The organism is Acinetobacter brisouii, from assembly GCF_008993995.1.
Taxonomy (GTDB): Bacteria; Pseudomonadota; Gammaproteobacteria; order Pseudomonadales; family Moraxellaceae; genus Acinetobacter; species Acinetobacter brisouii_A.
On sequence record NZ_BKNN01000056.1, the window covers coordinates 1 to 17,653 of the forward strand.

General features: G+C 41.6%; 25 protein-coding genes. 3 read left to right on the forward strand and 22 right to left on the reverse strand.

Annotated elements, in window-relative coordinates; genetic code table 11:
* On the forward strand, positions 1-97 hold a 97-nt coding region (locus GBN19_RS12120; protein WP_151778282.1), incomplete at its 5' end, for a transposase domain-containing protein.
* Positions 98-135: 38 nt separating this feature from the next.
* Here the strand turns inward: GBN19_RS12120 and GBN19_RS12125 are convergent.
* From GBN19_RS12125 to GBN19_RS12155, 7 genes are all read right to left on the reverse strand, one after another.
* On the reverse strand, positions 136-1,815 hold the full coding sequence (locus GBN19_RS12125) for a hypothetical protein (RefSeq protein ID WP_151778324.1): 1,680 nt from the start codon (positions 1,813-1,815) through the stop codon (positions 136-138).
* A 23-nt stretch (positions 1,816-1,838) separates the two neighbouring features.
* Entirely contained in the window at positions 1,839-2,246 is a 408-nt protein-coding gene (locus GBN19_RS12130) for a hypothetical protein (RefSeq protein ID WP_151778325.1), read from the reverse strand.
* Between the two features lie 82 nt (positions 2,247-2,328).
* Positions 2,329-3,000 carry a phage adaptor protein gene (locus tag GBN19_RS12135; RefSeq protein WP_151778326.1) on the reverse strand — a complete coding sequence of 224 codons (672 nt, stop codon included), beginning with the start codon at positions 2,998-3,000 and terminating at the stop codon, positions 2,329-2,331.
* Positions 3,000-3,869 (reverse strand): RyR domain-containing protein, encoded by an 870-nt coding sequence (locus tag GBN19_RS12140; protein ID WP_151778327.1) that lies wholly within the window; start codon positions 3,867-3,869, stop codon positions 3,000-3,002. Before GBN19_RS12140 ends, GBN19_RS12135 begins: the two co-directional genes overlap by 1 nt.
* Positions 3,870-3,944: 75 nt before the next feature.
* The gene (locus GBN19_RS12145; RefSeq protein WP_151778328.1) at positions 3,945-4,421 is read right to left on the reverse strand and encodes a hypothetical protein; all 477 of its coding nucleotides are present in this window, start codon (positions 4,419-4,421) and stop codon (positions 3,945-3,947) included.
* A gap of 65 nt (positions 4,422-4,486) precedes the next feature.
* Positions 4,487-5,773 (reverse strand): phage capsid family protein, encoded by a 1,287-nt coding sequence (locus tag GBN19_RS12150; protein ID WP_151778329.1) that lies wholly within the window; start codon positions 5,771-5,773, stop codon positions 4,487-4,489.
* A gap of 25 nt (positions 5,774-5,798) precedes the next feature.
* Positions 5,799-6,827 (reverse strand): hypothetical protein, encoded by a 1,029-nt coding sequence (locus tag GBN19_RS12155; protein ID WP_151778330.1) that lies wholly within the window; start codon positions 6,825-6,827, stop codon positions 5,799-5,801.
* Between the two features lie 107 nt (positions 6,828-6,934).
* On the opposite strand from GBN19_RS12155, the gene GBN19_RS12160 reads away from it, so the two are divergent.
* Positions 6,935-7,162 (forward strand): hypothetical protein, encoded by a 228-nt coding sequence (locus GBN19_RS12160; RefSeq protein ID WP_228271263.1) that lies wholly within the window; start codon positions 6,935-6,937, stop codon positions 7,160-7,162.
* 8 nt (positions 7,163-7,170) lie between these two features.
* Here GBN19_RS12160 and GBN19_RS12165 read toward each other — a convergent pair whose 3' ends face one another.
* The 15 genes from GBN19_RS12165 to GBN19_RS12230 form a co-directional block, all read right to left on the reverse strand.
* Positions 7,171-7,497: a hypothetical protein gene (locus tag GBN19_RS12165; RefSeq protein ID WP_111883822.1), complete on the reverse strand. Its 327-nt coding sequence runs from the start codon at positions 7,495-7,497 to the stop codon at positions 7,171-7,173.
* A 117-nt stretch (positions 7,498-7,614) separates the two neighbouring features.
* Positions 7,615-7,827 (reverse strand): hypothetical protein, encoded by a 213-nt coding sequence (locus GBN19_RS12170; RefSeq protein ID WP_228271264.1) that lies wholly within the window; start codon positions 7,825-7,827, stop codon positions 7,615-7,617.
* 48 nt (positions 7,828-7,875) lie between these two features.
* On the reverse strand, positions 7,876-10,137 hold the full coding sequence (locus GBN19_RS12175; RefSeq protein ID WP_151778331.1) for a portal protein: 2,262 nt from the start codon (positions 10,135-10,137) through the stop codon (positions 7,876-7,878).
* A gap of 14 nt (positions 10,138-10,151) precedes the next feature.
* On the reverse strand, positions 10,152-11,825 hold the full coding sequence (locus GBN19_RS12180; protein WP_151778332.1) for a terminase: 1,674 nt from the start codon (positions 11,823-11,825) through the stop codon (positions 10,152-10,154).
* 101 nt (positions 11,826-11,926) lie between these two features.
* On the reverse strand, positions 11,927-12,580 hold the full coding sequence (locus GBN19_RS12185; RefSeq protein WP_151778333.1) for a hypothetical protein: 654 nt from the start codon (positions 12,578-12,580) through the stop codon (positions 11,927-11,929).
* Positions 12,581-12,697: 117 nt separating this feature from the next.
* Positions 12,698-13,141 (reverse strand): hypothetical protein, encoded by a 444-nt coding sequence (locus GBN19_RS12190; RefSeq protein WP_151778334.1) that lies wholly within the window; start codon positions 13,139-13,141, stop codon positions 12,698-12,700.
* Positions 13,128-13,604: a type IV toxin-antitoxin system AbiEi family antitoxin domain-containing protein gene (locus GBN19_RS12195; RefSeq protein WP_151778335.1), complete on the reverse strand. Its 477-nt coding sequence runs from the start codon at positions 13,602-13,604 to the stop codon at positions 13,128-13,130. The genes GBN19_RS12190 and GBN19_RS12195 overlap by 14 nt, the downstream gene beginning before the upstream one ends.
* Complete coding sequence (locus tag GBN19_RS12200; RefSeq protein ID WP_151778336.1) at positions 13,601-14,113, reverse strand: RusA family crossover junction endodeoxyribonuclease; 513 nt, start codon at positions 14,111-14,113, stop codon at positions 13,601-13,603. The genes GBN19_RS12195 and GBN19_RS12200 overlap by 4 nt, the downstream gene beginning before the upstream one ends.
* Positions 14,110-14,307 carry a hypothetical protein gene (locus GBN19_RS12205; protein ID WP_151778337.1) on the reverse strand — a complete coding sequence of 66 codons (198 nt, stop codon included), beginning with the start codon at positions 14,305-14,307 and terminating at the stop codon, positions 14,110-14,112. Before GBN19_RS12205 ends, GBN19_RS12200 begins: the two co-directional genes overlap by 4 nt.
* A gap of 82 nt (positions 14,308-14,389) precedes the next feature.
* A complete protein-coding gene (locus GBN19_RS12210) occupies positions 14,390-15,331 on the reverse strand; it encodes a helix-turn-helix domain-containing protein (RefSeq protein ID WP_151778338.1) in 942 nt (313 codons plus the stop codon).
* Positions 15,328-15,489, reverse strand: coding sequence for a hypothetical protein (locus GBN19_RS15790; protein WP_171494485.1), 162 nt, complete (start codon positions 15,487-15,489; stop codon positions 15,328-15,330). The genes GBN19_RS12210 and GBN19_RS15790 overlap by 4 nt, the downstream gene beginning before the upstream one ends.
* 10 nt (positions 15,490-15,499) lie before the next feature.
* Positions 15,500-15,784 (reverse strand): hypothetical protein, encoded by a 285-nt coding sequence (locus GBN19_RS12215; protein ID WP_151778339.1) that lies wholly within the window; start codon positions 15,782-15,784, stop codon positions 15,500-15,502.
* Positions 15,777-16,088 carry a hypothetical protein gene (locus tag GBN19_RS12220; protein ID WP_151778340.1) on the reverse strand — a complete coding sequence of 104 codons (312 nt, stop codon included), beginning with the start codon at positions 16,086-16,088 and terminating at the stop codon, positions 15,777-15,779. Before GBN19_RS12220 ends, GBN19_RS12215 begins: the two co-directional genes overlap by 8 nt.
* A gap of 14 nt (positions 16,089-16,102) precedes the next feature.
* Positions 16,103-16,432 (reverse strand): ribbon-helix-helix protein, CopG family, encoded by a 330-nt coding sequence (locus GBN19_RS12225; RefSeq protein WP_151778341.1) that lies wholly within the window; start codon positions 16,430-16,432, stop codon positions 16,103-16,105.
* A gap of 67 nt (positions 16,433-16,499) precedes the next feature.
* Complete coding sequence (locus GBN19_RS12230; RefSeq protein WP_151778342.1) at positions 16,500-16,724, reverse strand: hypothetical protein; 225 nt, start codon at positions 16,722-16,724, stop codon at positions 16,500-16,502.
* A 109-nt stretch (positions 16,725-16,833) separates the two neighbouring features.
* Between GBN19_RS12230 and GBN19_RS12235 the strand changes: the two genes are divergently transcribed.
* Entirely contained in the window at positions 16,834-17,562 is a 729-nt protein-coding gene (locus GBN19_RS12235; RefSeq protein WP_228271265.1) for a LexA family transcriptional regulator, read from the forward strand.
* The last annotated feature ends 91 nt before the right edge of the window (positions 17,563-17,653 follow it).

Consider the following 17,653-nt stretch of genomic DNA (forward strand, 5'->3'; position numbering starts at 1 on the left):
TGCCTATTTAAGTGATGTGCTGAAAAGGCTGCCGACACATAAAGTGACCCAGATTGAAGAGTTACTGCCACACTGCTGGAAACCTAAATTGAATTAAAAATTGGTATGGGATTCAGCGGACGCTTACTTTATAAATTACTTAACCAAACCAGCAATTAAGCTATAGCCTTCGGTACGAACTGGTAGTGATTTATAATTCTCACCAAAGATATAATCATAGATATCTGTACCTACTGGATTATCTGTTTGAATGAGCTTCACCAACATGGGTCTTGGTGTAGTAATTCCATTAAGGTAAGTACTATCTAAACCCCTAAAGGTCGAATAATTATTAACATCAGCAAAAGAAAATAACCCAGTAAACTGAATATACGTTGATGTAACATCTGTCCAATAACCTAAATCAACTTGAGCCATGAGATAAAGTGTAAGGATAGAAAGAGTTAAATTTTCGGTACTTGTATAAGTTGCAGTTACGGTTGTTGTACTATTATTCTCGGTAATTTCAAAACTTAATGAGTATGTACCTGCGATCATCTCCTGGGATTGAGATTGAGTTCGTATTTGTATTAATCCCACAAGAGAGTGAATAAGCACATCTGTAGACTCATTATAAAGTATAGTCTCACCATCTGGTTTTAATACAAGTGTTCCATTAATCGCATTGCTTGAAATCATAGCTTCCGATTCAAATGCACCCGTTTCAGAAAAAAAACTTAATACAGTGTTACTACTCAATAAGCATTTTCCTGCAAAGTTTGAATAACTCAATGCCCCTGATGAAGATAGATTCTCATATGTAGATGCTTCTTGTAGCACACCACTGCTCATATCTCCAACCTGACAAGCACCACCTAAAAAACTCCAATTACTGTCGTACTTGTCTATGCTGCGCACAATAATGTTGGAACTTAACCATATAGGAGGTTGTAGTGTTGTTAGTGGAGCATTTGCAGGGTTTGCATAAGAGAGACTGCCGAGCTGTTCTCCAGCAATGTTATACACAGTTAAAGCTGTTGGCGCGATAATAGCTGCGAAATTACCTGATGTATCTGGCGAGAATTTAAAACCAGCTACAAATGCTAAATTAAACGTTGATACTAGCGTGTATAGTTCTGAAGATGTTTTGCTGAAGATTTTTGTATCCCCATTATTAAGGTCAACACAACCTAAGTAACTACCACCGAAACTAATATCAAATATAGATCCATCGAGCGCCTCAGAGCGATAATCTACAGGGTCTGAGATAGTTGCAATTTTGGTGTATTCAAGAGATTCTGCTTCTTGAGTCAAGACTCTAGGATTACACGTCTCCCCATTATCTTCAGACCAAAAATAGGCAATAGCAGTACCATCATCGGACATCTTAGGATAAAAGAAATAATTGTTTCCAGATGCACTAACATCAACTGTGATTAAGTTGCTATCTAAATCAATTTGATTATTTGAATCTAGGGCATAAACACCAAGTGTTTTTGTTGTACCATCATTATAACTTACGAGTAATTTATCTCCTTCTGGTGTTCTGCCATGAATCTCAATACTACCAATCACCGCAGCAGTAGCTACAATCGCGATTCGATCACGAACAATTCCTTCAAAATCAGGTGACTCATCGTTATCAAGGCAAACAATGAACACAAGCTCTCCATTCTCCCCTTGATGAGTTAATTCATAATTACCGCTATCATCACTGACAGCACTACCGAGTAAAGTGCCATCGCTTCTGCGGTACATAAATAATTTACAATTTGAAGCAGAATTACCATCAGCATCTTCTACATGACCCTTAGCTATCGGTTCACTTGTTCCCATTTAAACCACCCTATTATTAAAAGTTAGATGCGGAAGATTCGATTAATACCACCATCCCAAGCAATGACCATCTCACCATCATTAGGGACAACAGGTAAGCCAGTTGCTACATCAAGGTATGCAATTAAAGGGCTTTGTGATTCATCACCTGTATCTTTGTAAATAACAATTGCTTCAACTGAATTGCCAGATACGGTAGAAAATGTGACATCATCCGCATCTGCTGAACCACCATTAGTGGTTTTATTAGTTAGAGTTATTGGCCCTGCAATACGTGCAGGCTGAGGAATATCAGATAGATATTGGTGCGTTGAAATTTGTGGTGTATATACACCTGTATCAACCAAGATGACCTTAATTGTATCTGTCATCCAGTTAATTTTCCCCTCTAGGAAGCGTTGACGAGCAAAGTCGAAAAGAGTATTTGCCATGTAATTGAGTCTCCGTATCAAGTTCAAAACAACATAGTTAAAGTATGAAGTTAATAGCAGAAACTCTCATGCCTTACAGGGGTTATGGCATAAATGGGATGACGTGATGCGGCACATCTTCGCGTGTAATACGGCGCAAATCACTATCTGGACGTTGACCGAAATAGTCTGTGAAAGCCTGTTCAGCCATTGCAGCACGATTCGCATCAAAAAACTCTGCATCGGGTACGCTAAATGCCTGAGCTAAAGCCCACTGAATTAAGTGAACATGATGTAAGCTATTAATCTCAGGCTCATCATCTAAGCAATCAAGATCAACCAATGGCACACGATAGCCCTCAAGCTGCAACTCACCATCAATATTAGGACATGGCACTAAACGGATCGTGGTGTCATCCTGAATTAAAAACCGTGGAAACTCTGACATCGACTTCCAATCTCGATAATAAGTACGGTCAAGATTTTCAGCAGATGTAATAGAAATAAAAGAACCTGTTTTACCGTCTGCTGGCTCGAACCAAATTCGGGTCAATTCATAAAGCGAGTTATGCAAATCATAATTTGATCGACCTGCATTCACTTTGATTTTACATACATCGCTATTCTGACTTTCACATAGCAAACGCCCACGAATACATGCTTCTTTAACAGCATCATTTAGCCATGCGATTACGTCCTCATCTTCATTGAAATAAGGCTCAACCTTATCATTTGCTTGAACACGGAAACGGCGAATCAGTTCTTTTAGTTGCATCACACCACCCCAAATTGATGAACAAACTCAGCAACCTGTGTGCGTAAAGTTGCAACGCTATTTTGCTTATTGAGTTTTTGCTGGTACTTGTTGTAGGCATATTCAATCAAAGCATCTTTGGTCATTTGATTGACGACATCAATTTCATCAAGGACGGCGGTTTGTTCCTGGTCTTTCTTTTCTTGCTCCAGTTGAGCATTGGCAAGGACTACTGCTGTATCATCAACAGCCTGTTCTGACTCGGTAGAATCATCACTTTCAGCCACATAAAGCTTAAACTCAGGATGCTTTAACAAATTGGTTGCTAAATCACTGGTTACATTACGCACCTGCCCTGTAGTGAAGGTTAGTGCTGAGTTGTAAAGATGGTCTTTAAACGGCGACTTATTACCAACGTACTGAATAGCAACTCCACTTGATGTTGTAGTTGTAGCTACTGTAGCAATCGCAGTATTCTTCTGATCTGCTGCCTTCTGACGTAAGCTGATCACTTCCGCACTTAATGCCAGGTAATCTTCGGAGTCAGGCAGATTCTTAACAAGATGTACTGTGGAACGGAACAGATAATCTTTGGCTTTTTGCGCTTGTGGTAATTCATCATAAGGCAAGAAACATGGATGTAGCTTCTTTTCAACGTCCTTCACTTCGCCGTATGCCCAGCCTTCAGCTTCTTTTTGCTTATACCAAGCTTCGTGGCTTTGCTCTGGTGTCGCATCAGGATTAGCAATGTGCATTTCTACACCTGCAATAATGCTTTGTTTCTGCCAGTCTGGTGCATCGTCCCATGCTGGTTGACTGGTATCGCCCAAAGACTGGCAATAAGCCGCATTAATCCCGTGGCAAATCATTGCAATCGCTAGAGTTTTCATCTTCTCATCCTTATTATTTTGAATAAAAAAAGGTGATGTAAGCAGCTTTTAAACTTACATCACCAAAACCATCAATTATTTAGGACCAGTCAATTCACCTGTTACGGTGAACTTGATGTCACTGGCTTTGACGTTTGCTGCACCACCAATGGTTAAAATCAAACGTGCTGGCTTGGGTAATGTCACCAGTGTTGAACCATCTGCACGTTTGCGCCCTGCGGCTGCCAGTGATGCGGCTGCCCAAAAGTAATCATCATCTTGTGGTACTGCTTCAACATCGACACCATCGCTATATTTGAAGCCGAGCTTACCTGTGACCGATGCTGTCATTGGCGTGGTAATGAATGCTTGAGCATCATCAAGACGCATACCTTCAGGTAATTCACCAAGATCAATTACATCACCACTCGCAAGTGCTGCTGTAGCATCTGAATCAATGACTTGGCCAGTCGCATTGGTTGCCAATAAAAAGGTCAATACTGTTAAATTGCCATACGGCGATAAGCCACCGAACTGCCCGTAACGTGATGCTGTACGCTTAATCGTTGCCATGTTTAAATTCCTTCCATCAAATTGTAAAAATCGACTAAACCCTTGTGGATTTAGACGAAATTGAATTACTTACCACGACCCAAACAAGGTACGGCTGTATCCATGACAGTTACGCCGTAATCGGTGAACTCATTGCTATCCCCATTGTTCACATCAAAACGGATCTTCGATGTACCCATGATTGAACCAATCAACAATTCCCATTTGTCGCCATGGTCCATCTCTTTCTCAGACCAGAAGAACGGAACACCTGACTTGTCACTTGCAGCCAAAGCTTGAGCAAGCGCCTGTCCACCAAGAATGACAGAACGATCAATCGCAAAGTTCTGACCAAAGCTATCAGGCACAACAATACTCGATTCGACTTCACTGTTATATGAAGCGCAGTATTTGATGGTATCGCCTGCATAGAAACGGATTGGACGTGGCATTTTGCGGATAATAAATCCATTCCACAAACCAACGTCACCCAAGAACAATGGGTGTTGTTTCGCTTGGCTTGCTCGCGCAAGTGATGCAGATTGGAATGAACGGAAACCAGGTTGTGCTGCAAATTTGTTGTATTGTGCTGGAGAAACCAACCAAACACGGATTGGGCTATCTTCTGCGGCTGCATCACCTTCAAATTTACAAATCGGTGGTGGTAATGGCATTTCATCCATAACCGACTTCATTGAATCTACGGTATCCATGGTGAAAAAGTCAGTTGTTGAAAGATCAATTTCACCTGAGTTGGTGTTAAAAAGCTGAACACCTGAGCCATCCACGATGTAGTGGCGGTTCTTGGTAGGCGCTTTAACACGGTTAATCATGATCTCTTTGAAGTCTTTGTGGGAATCAACAGGGACAACCCATTCAATGTTGTCGTGAAAACCACGCGCACCACACATATGCACAAGTGAAGATTGATCCATGTAGCGATCCATCAAGTTCTGTGCAACGGGACGGCCAAGCTTACGCAGATCCGCAGGGCTACGAATCTGTGACATGACGTTGCCCAGATCCACAGGGAAACGTGCCTGATTGACACGTAAGCGGTCTTCATTCAAAGACATACCCACGCCACGACCTTCAGCATAGGCACTACCCATAATCGGATACGCGCCTACAGGGTTCAGTAAGTGGAAAGTGACTTCATCACCCTTACCTTTCCCAAGATCCTGCACACGGACAATTGGCATATCTGAACTGGTTTGTTTACGCAGTGTATTTTCAGCACCAGCTTCACCTTTAGGCATTTTCCCTGCCAATTGGTTTAAGGTGCTATTACGTTGCATGTTGGTTGCGAACAGGCCAACGGCCTGTGTCACCATATTGGTTTTATCGCCGTAACTGGAATTCGTTTTTGTCATGTTTATTACTCTCTACACGTTTGTTTTACACACGGCGATCCATGAATTGCTCAACCTGTTCAGGTGTCCAGTTGCTCATTTCTTCGAGCATTTGCGCTGGTGACATTGCTGCCACGCGCTCATCACGAGAAACGCCTGCTGGTGAACCTGCTGGCAAATCGGTAAGGCTGTGTGGTACTGGTGTTTGAGCTTGTTTTACAGCTTGTTGCGCTGCTGCCATGACCGCATCATTATTTGGCTGGACAGCTTGAGTTGATTGGGTTTCAGACTTGTATAATCCTAAAAGTTCTACGACCTGAGCCGCATTACCTTGATTAAGGACTGTTTCATACGCAGATTGAACAAAGCTAGGTTGCTTATTAATCCAGTTGCCAAACTCTTGTGATTCCACAATAGATTCGGCATCAGGGTGCGCCGTAAAGATTTCATTAAAGTGTGCTTGCTCTGCACTGATCTGCTGTTGTTGGTGCATCGGTGATAGTGCTGCATTCACACGTTGATCAACCATTTGCGCTACACGATCATCAACAAGCTTTTGAATACCTGCTGCCAAGTCCTTTTCACTGAAATCACCAAAGATTGCAGGATCTACACCCTGATCAATCGCTTGCTGAGCGAGATTCGCTTGGTTGTCTTGTAGCGTTGCCGCTTGACCTTCTTCTTGACGTTGCTGTGCTTCAGCTCGAAGATGCGCTAATTGTTGCTGCGCTTCATCAAACTTCTGCTTCCACTCCTGACCTTGTGAACGTGCTTCTACAAGCTTTTCAAAAGGAATGGTATGTTTTCCATCTTTTGCCATTACCACGGCGTTTTCAGCATTTAATTGACTTTCATCAATTGACTGCTGTTGTGCCTGTGTTCCAGCATTCTGCGTATTGCCTTCGCTATTCGGATTTGTACCACCTTCATATTGAGTAGTGTCTGGCACACCACCATTTTCCGCATTTGCGGTATCGCCATTTAACGCTTGCTCTAAAAGCTGCGCTGCAAGTTCGGGTGATGCTTTACCACCGTTAGCTTCAATCAACTCGTTTTGTTGCTCTGTAATATCCATGTCTTTCCTACTACTTATCGCTGTAGCCGCTAAGGTCTGAATGGCTAGAGTTATCTAGCGTTTAGCTGCTGATTGCTCAACATGAGACAAGTGTCTAGGATTTATATATGATGTCGTTAGCCTTACAGGGGGTAGGATTAATGGCAGAATATTGTGCTCAATGCGCCAAGCAATATGGAATGAGTAATGGGTTTATCAATGAATGTAAACCTAACTATCTAGCAAATGTTATTTGTGAAGGTTGTGGTGTAATTCAGGTGAATCACAAAGGTGAATGTGTGAGCCATGATTGCGACAATGGAAATCATGCTGTGGATTGGCAAATCAAAAAATAAAAAACCACTCAATCGAGTGGTTTAATGCTTGCATTTGGATGCCATCCTACATATAGCCATTTTTTTGGCTTTGGCACCCACTCATAAACATTTCCTTTTTCATCCTTTTTAAGGAAAAGCGGACCAGAAAAATGAGTGGCATCCAATGGAATTCCCGTCATTAAGTCTAATAATGTTTCACCTGTGAGATTTTTACTAGCAATATCAATCCAGTATCTTTGCGTGTACCACTTGCCATTCTCCCAACAATAAACATCATCAAGTGACTTTGTTTTAATCGCATCTTTTAACTTATTAATACCACCAAACTTACTTATAATTTCTGTTTTATACATTTTGCACCTCTGCAAAACCTACTATGGTGTTGGCAAATGCGGTAGGTAAACGCATCTTTCGGGGATCAGCCTAGCCAACGGTTAAATTTTAACAAACTTAGCTTATAAAATCCTACGTTATTGCTGTTTATCCAATGCTTGACGTACAAAAGCATCTTTGGCTTCAAGCAACTTTCGTAAACCAGTGGATTTTTCTGGCCCATCTGGCAACTGCTCATCCATTTGACGAGCCAAATCACCAATAGGCTTACTTACAACCTGTAAGTGTTCAGGTAGATGCTCATAGTTGAAGTATTTTAAAATTGGTGCTGGCGTTGAATAAATCCTCAATAAAAAAGACAGTCATTTGACTGTCTTAGTATCTGTGAACAATGAAAATTACTCTTGCCTTACAGGGGGCATGTTGTCACTGGTTCGTGGAGTCTCAATCCCTTGCATTCCTGTTGAACCTTGCTGTGGTACTGGTGGATTCATTGGACTGGTATTCTCATGTACCTGTGGCATCTGTTGGTTATGTGCAACTTGTGCATTGGCTGGCGTAGGATAATTAGGATCATCACCCATTGGGTTAGGGCGCTGATAACCTGCACCTTTCATAATCTCATCCGCAATTGGTGCAATCTGCGGCATCATTGCGACCTGTGAACCACCTTGCATTGCGCTATATGCGGCTTGCACACCGATTTGTACTGAACGTGCATCAATCTCTTTGATTTCACTTTCTGCTTTACGCTCTTTAATCTCCAACTCACGCAATTTAATATCATTACCTGCGTTGGCCAGTGCTTGTTTAACGGCTTCTTGGATCTGCTGTTGAATTTGCTCAGGTGTCTGTGCTTGGCTGGCCTGTTTAATCGAATCAATAATTTCTTTCTTGTACGGAATATCCGTAAGCGCCATAAGATACGGAAGCACCGCAACTTGAATATTGGCAGGTAATGATTTAGTGACCTCAGACAATGAATTAAGCTGCTGCTCTTTGAATGTGCTGGTACTTGGTACATCGTCAAGAACGACTTTCAAGCGAACGCGCTGCACATCGTTAGAGACATAAGGATAACCAAACTCATCCACTTCTGGCTTATTGATCATAATCTCACGCTCATCACGTACCGCATCACCTTTAATCTTAATAGTATGTGGATGTGAGCCAAAATCTTCAACAATCATAGATAAAAGCATTTCACCCATTAACGTCCGTGCTTCTCTAAAATTATCCATAATTTTCATTAGCGTTTGGTTGCTTTGCTCAATCTGCAGCTGCTCTTGCTTACCTGAATTGGCATTACCCTTCTTACCCTGAAACCCTGATGTGATATTGCTGACACGCTCAATGGCTGCTCGGTTGTCATTCAGCAATTGGAAATGTTGCTGGGACAAATCAAAGTCACGTTTCACATCAAAACGCGCACCTGGTTTATTCATATGATTTGCATCAAGAATAATATCGGCATCTGGACGTGCAACCTGACGGCGTAATTGCTCATCCGTCATCGCTACAGCACCTTTGGTACGCTCGACACGCGTAACACTCATACCCCAACGTAGCTTAGAGATACCGCTATTGATACTGTCTTGGTTGTACTTCATGCCACGAACAAAGCCATACGGTATGCCAGTATTATCTTCACGGAACCCAAAAAAAGGTACATAAGGGAAATAATGGTGTGAATATGGCGAAGGACTATCATGCAAGCAATGTGGCCCTAACCAATATGAACGCCGTACCTTAGATACTGTTGCCTGTTCTACTGTTGCCATACCATTAACAATCGCGATTGCATGAGCAATGTTGTCATCGTCATACTCAACCACACGGCCATCTTGGAACCGTAATACAGGTACACTCACCCAACGGCGATACCAGACCTCGGCAATATTCATTTCTTTCGAGGTTGGATTGTACCAGTACTGCTCACTGATCGTATATGAACGTGCTTCAAGCCAAGCATTGTTTAGATTGGTGCTCATACCACCACCATCCAATACAGATAGATCTTGCTGCCACCATGAGCCACCATAGCGCCCAACGGTTTCAATCAGTTCCTTGTGCATCGGAAACGCAGCAATCAAACGCTTAGGATGAACCCAGCGTGTACGGCGTAACCAACGTGCATCACTTAAATCAGGCTCATTGGCTTTCATATCCCAATGAATTTCATTGCGGTGTGCGACAACACAGCGATATGGAAACTTAAACGGATCTTGCTCACGCTTTACTTCAACCCAGCCAAGACCACAAGCAATTTGAGTACGAAACGCATCACTACAGGCTTTATCGGCCTTAGACTGCTTCTCAGCCAAGTTCAGCTTATAGTTTAGTGCATCGGCAACGTCATCACCATCATCGCCATTGGCTTTGACACGCCAATCTGTACGTGTCTGTAGCTCATAGCCTTCAACCGATAGAAGTGCTGGGCCAATCATGTCCTCAATCGCTGGCGGTATGCCAATCTGCTGCATACGTTTGAGTAAATCACTGTCAAGCTGGTTGCCGTCAGCGTAATCCATCTCTTTATCTGCAATAGATCGCCATGCTGGTTGTTCCTGAATCTCATTCATAATCTCAGTCAATTCATCGACTGTGAGCAGATCCTCAACATCATCCTGATCTTGTGTGCCTTGTTGTTCTTCAATCATGCTAAAAAATCTCTCTAAAGTCGCCAGTCAGGTGCAGGTGCTTCTATATAACCGTGCTGTTTGGTTTGGTTGCTGCTATTTGTACTTTGGCCATAAGGATTTTGGCTAGCCGTATAGACGTAATCACCAAGTAACCCAGCATCTTTAGCCTGTGCCCATTGTCTAAGGGCATCTGCACCCTCTGAACATCCATTTGATTTATCAGGCTGATCAATAAACATATTGGCTTGTTGGTTAAATTTCTTCTTGTAGCCTTCAATACGCTCAATGCCCAATTTGCATCGCTCTTCATCAAACCAAGCGTTCTTCAAATGTCTACGTGTTTGTTGAACACCAGTGATGAGCTGTGTAATACGTGGAATGACCACAAAATTATGACCAGGCAATAATTCTTCCAGCATTTCCAATACAGATTTGTTGTAATCACCAAGTCGTTGATGTGCGGCATCATGTGGCAGATAGTGTGTGTGATAAATATAAGGCTTATCTTTGATCAGTTTTGCGTAATATCTTAAATCTTGACCATGAGCTTCATCATAATCAATGAAACGGTCTTGCTGATTCATCATTTGATGATGCCAAATTGCACAACCATCATGATTACCAATGTCCCAAAATGAGTTTGTTGGAACATCTAATACTTCTACGTCTGTAATACCGCCACGTTTACGCAATTCAAGCATGTCATCGGCATAGTAATTACCTTCTGTCGAGACTTGAAATGCTTCATCGGGGAATGATGGGAACTCTTGCCACATTAATGCCTGATCACCAGATAGATCATTGTCGCGTTGAGATACGTACCAAGCACGTTGATCGGGATCAATATGCATCTTGATACCCATTTTTTCACTGACGATAATCTCAGTACGATCAAAAATATTGTGATCTTTCTTAGAAATAACCACATTAGATGAATCAATACGATACTTAGGTTCTTGCCACCAAGCATAGAAATGGAAACGGTAATCTTTAGGTGTGAGCTTTTTACGTGATGCGAAGTTCTTTTGAGCAATCTGAACCTTATCAAAGAAGTCACCACCACGACCTTCAGCCGTTGATTCAATAACTAGAACGCCGTTGGTTGGCACTGCTGGTAATGAACCAGTACGGACTTCTTTGGCTTTACCAGGAGATTGAGCACAGATCTTCCCATACTCGGAAATGTGCAAGCGGTGCAATGTACCGCCACGGAATGATGTGGCAACAGAGATCTTAGAGCCATTATGTGCAAATTCCATCTCGGTACCGTTATTAGTTTTGAGAGGAAAACGCTCCATAATTTCAGGTGGTAGATTGTCGTATGCAAACTTAACCTTATCGCTGAATATATCTCCAACGGTTTCTAAGTTCTGCGCGATGATCCCACAATGTTGATTAGCATTAAACAAAGCATGATCAAGCCATAGAATACAAATCAGTGTTGTGAAACCCAACTGACGTGCTTTAAGAATAATATTGCGGTACCAGAGCCGATCTAAAAATTTGACCTGAGCATCATTAGGCTTAAAAGGTAGCTCAAAAGTTGGGGCTTCTTCCATCTGCCCCAACTCATTTACAAAGTCATCACCTTTAATTTTGATCTTATACAAACAGCCACTAAAAATGCGCCAAACAGGATCTGCCAAGCAGCGTTCCAATTCATGTTCATTCGTTGGGAGTGGATGCAATCTATTGTTGTAAATCAATTTTTACTCCATTTTGCATAATATCAGTGCTTTTCTGAAGCATGTACGTGAATGAAATTAATTTGGTGTGGGTGATTAGTCGTTTCATTTACGTAGGTACACTAATATTCGGGATCGTCTGCAATAGGTTTAAATGCAGAGCTGTTTCCAGTGCTCACTCGTTCAAGCAATGCAGTCAGTGCATCAACAGGTTTATTGTTCTCATCATCAAGTCCAAATGCCTGACGTTCTAACACAATCAAAGTTCTAAGCGTATCGCTCAGATCCTTCATAGACTTCACACGACCAGGTAATGAAATGATCTTGTGGTAAATGTCGTTGAGTTTATCTTGGCCTTTATCGTCCTCACTACGCATTAGTTCGCCTAGATCTTCCAGTAGCTCTACATTTGCCACACCGACTTGATGTTCGAGCTCATCAAATAACTGCATAGCAATGGAACGTGAACGCTGGATATCTTTACGCTGAGAGAGTCTTACGGCAGCTTGTTGATGTGCGCTTTCATCAATCGTTTGTTTTTCTGAAATGCGCTTTTCCGTGCGCACATCACTGCGCACACTCTCTCTGCGCACAATGTCATCCGCTTTTGCTTTGATTTTTGGTGCTAGATCACGAATCCACTCGTATTGTTTTGCACGGCGACGAATGCCAGATTCGGCAATATCATGCTCACCTGCAATTTGACGCAACGACTTTACACCAGCCCGATAATCAAGCTCGATTTTTTCCCAATCAATTACTTTCTTTTCTGACATGATCACTAAACCTCATTTAGGTTTAATGATCATTGATTTATGGCACGGCGGTCTAACCTTAGAGGGGTGGGAAAAGAAAGGCCCTCAATCGAGAGCTTTTTTAAACTATGCTTGCAATCAAACTGAGTGGATTTTAATTCCACGCTCTTTTTTTAAGTCATAAAAACTATTCCCACCAAGCTGCTTACGCTGCTGTGCATTAAAAAACTCTACATATTCCCTTTTGGTTAATATCTTGTACTCAAATATGTCTTGGATAATGACAGGCATACCATATAAGACAGCAACCACTTTTTCCATAGGGCAAGAATTATCAAAAAGGTTTATAGCTTTTGATTGAACCAGCATATTAAATTTTTCTTGAGAAAGAAGAATAGCATAAGGATCATCTTCGCTAGTCTCAGGTTCTTCAAATTGTGCAACATGAGTCATCAATTGCTCATACGTTAAGGGCTTAACACTATCAATGGACGGCGCTGTACCTGTACTCAAACCATTTAATACTGTATCCGTACTCAAATGATCCAATATTGATTTTTGAATGACATCAATCATGTTCATAGAGTAATTCTCCTTGTGTCCCCTTGCCCACCAAGCCCTCAACTTGCCGTTTAAGTTTCCGAACCTGCCCTGTTACTTCGCTTTGCAATATGGCCATATGATGCCCCATCTCAATATTTGAATACTGCATAGCTTCAGCAACCATAAGATTGCCAAGGGTACGTGCTTCACGTGGCGTTAATGTCAAAATCTGGTCATCCCCAATATCAATTTTCACAGTACCATCGGGAAGTAGTGTTTTTGACATTAGACGTGCTGGGCGGTGCTTAGGTGTGGGAATAAACACACCGCGCTGTACTCGAGTAATGTGGCCAGAGTCCACTAGATAGCTCAGGCGGTCATCAATGATTGAAAGTTTGAGATTTGTGAGCTGTGCCAGAGTCTCTCTCGTCACAATCTGTTCTTGATTATGTAGATCCTTAATTGCCTCAAGAATTAAATCTGCATTGCTTTTATTACTCATACGCCCACCTGCCCCTTAACAACTTTAATTTTTAATTTTCCGCCTTTAAAAACAGGCTGTTTCATCATGAAGAATTTAGAGATCTGAGAATCGTCACAGATCAATTGCGCTTTCATCAAAGCATCGAATATCGGCTTTACCACGTTATCAGCATCACGCTTAATTCGATCTGGTACGTGATACTCCATAAAAACTTGTACTTCGCCCGAATAATTGAGAGGTTTCACAAAACGCTGAATCACGGCGCGGAAGTGATGTGCTCGATGACTCAGATATTTACGTCCATGATACCCAGCTTCAACCCAATAGTGGTTTACGGTAGGTGGAGTCATCAATATCTCAAACTCAATAAGCACATCATCTGATGATTCAAACACGGTACCTTGAATCTGCTCGGCTGGAATTTCAGGCATTGGGTTAGGATCTGCCTTCTTTTTTTCCTTTTGAGTTTTCTTGTTACGGCGTTGCATCAAGCGATTAAACTCAGCGTTTGAGACAAAGTAAGTCATTGATCCCCCTTCTTCAATAAACTAAAAATATCCTCAGACCCAACAAACTCCTTACCTAGGCTATCCACAGCGCATATCACGTTGCAGTATTTCCCTTCCCAAATACGCTGAACTACTAAATTTCCTTTGGGCTGCCAGTCACCTTTTGTTGCCGTAGCATCATGCAAAACAATGTCTCCCATCTCGATCACCACGGCAGACCCTCCTTTTGAATAGTTGCTCCAAGCCAAATTAGGAAAAATAATGCACATGCCAAAAACACTAGATTTTGGTTACTCATTTAAGGTCTCCCTCAAATCCAACTTGCTTGAGATACGGCGCAAGTTTTTTACGTTGTTCAGGGTTACTCAGCCTCATAGCAAGACGAGCTGCAAACTGCTCATGGCTTTCCCCTGCTTCAGCAAACTTGCTTGATACTTCGGGATGGTGTGCCAGTTTCTGGGCAAACAGGTTGATTTGTTTTTCAGAGAGCTTTTTGGGTTTGGCTGTCTGCGCTGTTAGTGTTTGTGGTGCAAGCTGTTGCTCACGGCTTTGGTATTTCAATTTTGCATTGAGTAACCAGTCAGCAAAGTGGTAATGCATTAGCTCACTGCATAGATCCTTGTCTGCGTTGTAAGTTTCAAATGCGTTTTGCTCTCGTTTGAACCAGTTGGCGGTTTTGATCTGTTCGATGGTTTCGGCATCGGTGATCAAACCAAGTTCTTCTTCAAGTTTTTTAAAACAGAACCACGTTATTTTATTTTTAGATTCTACTGGTAGATTCTTTGATAGATTCCGTGTCCCATTGTTGGGACTCTTTAACGGAATTGTTGGGACTCTTTCGGGGAATTGTTGGAACTGTTCCACTGTTGGAACTGTTCCAAGATTGGGACTGTTTATTTCATCTTCAGAGACATCAAAGAGTACCGTTGTTGGTACGCTTTCACGCCCCTTTACACCGACTAATCGATAGACTTTGATCTGTTTGGTTCGGCCTTTTCGTTCACCAGTATCGACAATAAAACCATCTTCAACCAGCTCATCAATGATTTTTAGGACAGTTTTACGATCCATTTCTGTATCTTCCACCAAACGCCCTACACTTGGGTAGGCACAATGATCTTCACCTGCTCGATCAGCCAGTGAAAGAAGGACCAGTTTTTTGAGTGGTTTAAGGCATCCACCCTTGGTTTGCTTTTGCCGGGTGCGCCAAGCCCAAATTGTTGCATCTAAACTCATGCAATTTCCCCTTGTGCTTCAAGTGCCCGTTGATGATGCTTTTCAACATCATCGGCAAGTGGTTGTGGTTCTTCATGTGGGACTAAGCATGTAGTACATGGCTCGGAGTTAAATTCAGTGCATTTGCCTGAGCATGGATGTTGTTGCTGTAATTTCACGTTATATCTCCTATTTTCTTTTGGCATAGCCACCAAACCGTTCAATCAGACCTGAATCAGCAAGGCTTCTTTCAATTTCTTTCGCAAGACTCCAGTGAAGGCGAAACTCCCATTCAAGGTTTTTTCTAAAATCTTCACGGCGTACTGCTGCATTGCTGACGGTGTAATTTCGTTTGGCCAAATTGTCCTGAGCCGTTTTAAACATTTCGTCAAAGACACACATTGCTGCTGTGTGCCATTGTTTGATTTGCTTGATTCGATCTAGGTTTGGTTTCGCTGGGCGTTCGTCATGCATTCTTTCCCTCAACCAAGTTGGTGATTGCTTCTAGCAATGCCTGGTCAAACTCACCTGATGCAATGAATTGATCAATCAGGTTTGGTGATGGCAGCAGATCCGCAAGATGTTGGTCTGTCTTACAGTTTGGGCAGCCATCGAAGTACTCCCCTGTTTCTTCATCAAACAGGTCTTTAGCAAGCTGCTGTTCTGTAAATAACTGGTTGCACCAAGTGCATTGGATCGTTGGTTTCAAAACGGACTCGCAAAAGCTGTTAAAAGCACTGGAATTGCCAGTGCTAGGTTGTTGTGTTAGATTCGTCATAAGTCTTCGTTCAGTTAATTGCTGAATGGCAAGAGAAGCTCAGTTGGTCGTAACAACTGAGCTTTTTTTGTGTTTGGATCTCGTGGGGTAACATCACGAATTGGTGGTGAAGGCATAAGCTCAAAGCCACCAGTATTCTTTGTATCTTCGGTAACTGTGGTCAGATCAATTGGCATTTGTAGACAATTAAGCATCTCCTCAACCTCCGAGACGATCTCAATGGCTGCTATACGCATAAGCTCTGATGAGCCATTCAATTTCCTTGAACGAGCAATACGCTCTAATTTGATCTTTAATTCATCCGTACATTTAAACGTGACGCTTGATGTTAATTTTTCCGACATACAAATTCCTCATGCCAATTCATCTTTTGCCCGTGTAGATTTCTTATCAAGGCTCATAATTTTTTCTCTATGCAACTGCTGTATTGCGTAGTTCTATCCAAATTTCATGATACGTATCAGGAAATAGCTCTTTACGAGTAGTAATACCCATATCTTCAGCAATAACTGCTAGTCGAATTTTTTTACCCTCTGGGATTTTTCCCCAACCACAAACGGATGGAGGTTTAATTCCTAGCATTCGAGCCACAGAACATGGTCCACCGAGAGCTTCAATGAATTGCTTGTCATTCATAGTTTTCTCCTAATTAACAACAATATTATTAGGTATTCCTTATATTTAATCAATAGGAATACCTAATTTAATTTATGTTAGGATTTCCTAATATTGTAAGGATTGCTGTATGAACACTCTTGCCGAACGTCTTAGATACTCAATGGAAGTATTACCACCTAAAAAAATTAAAGGTGTAGAACTCGCACGTGCAGTTGGAGTAAAACCACCTTCTGTTAGTGATTGGCTTTCAGGAAAATCAAAAACTATGGAGGGTGAAAACTTAGTACGTGCTGCTAAATTCCTTAATGTTAATACGACTTGGTTAGCGACTGGCAATGGATCGCATGAAAGAGTAGATAGTAATATAAAAATCGCTCCCATTGAATTTAGAAGTGGAGAGCGTAGGTCTACAAATGTAAGAATCCCTGTTTATAAAGATATTAAAGCTTCTTGCGGGTCTGGCATCGAACACTTTTTGGAAGATGTAAGTGAATATCTAGACATAGATCCGTATATCTTAAAAATTATGGGTATTCAAACTAAACCTGAGAATCTAAGAATTATTTATTCTGCTGAATATAGTATGTGGCCTACCGTTGCACCTGATAGTCCTTTATTTGTTGATATATCAGATAAAGACCCAGATAGTCTTAAGAATGGCAACGTTTATATCTTTACTCATAATAATGAGTTAAGAATGAAAAGAATTTTTGTAAGTTATTCAGGTGGAAAAACTGTGAGATTAGCAAGTGATAATCCTGATAAAATAAGATACCCAGATGAGTTTATTACAAATGAAGAATTAAACTCAATCAATTTTGTTGGTCGCTTAGAAATTGCATTAGTAAAGCCATGATCCTTAGCCTTACAAAGGTGGGGTTCATATAACTGTTAAATTAGGAAAAATTAATTAATGTCATCGATAATTTCTAACATAGCAAATAGCA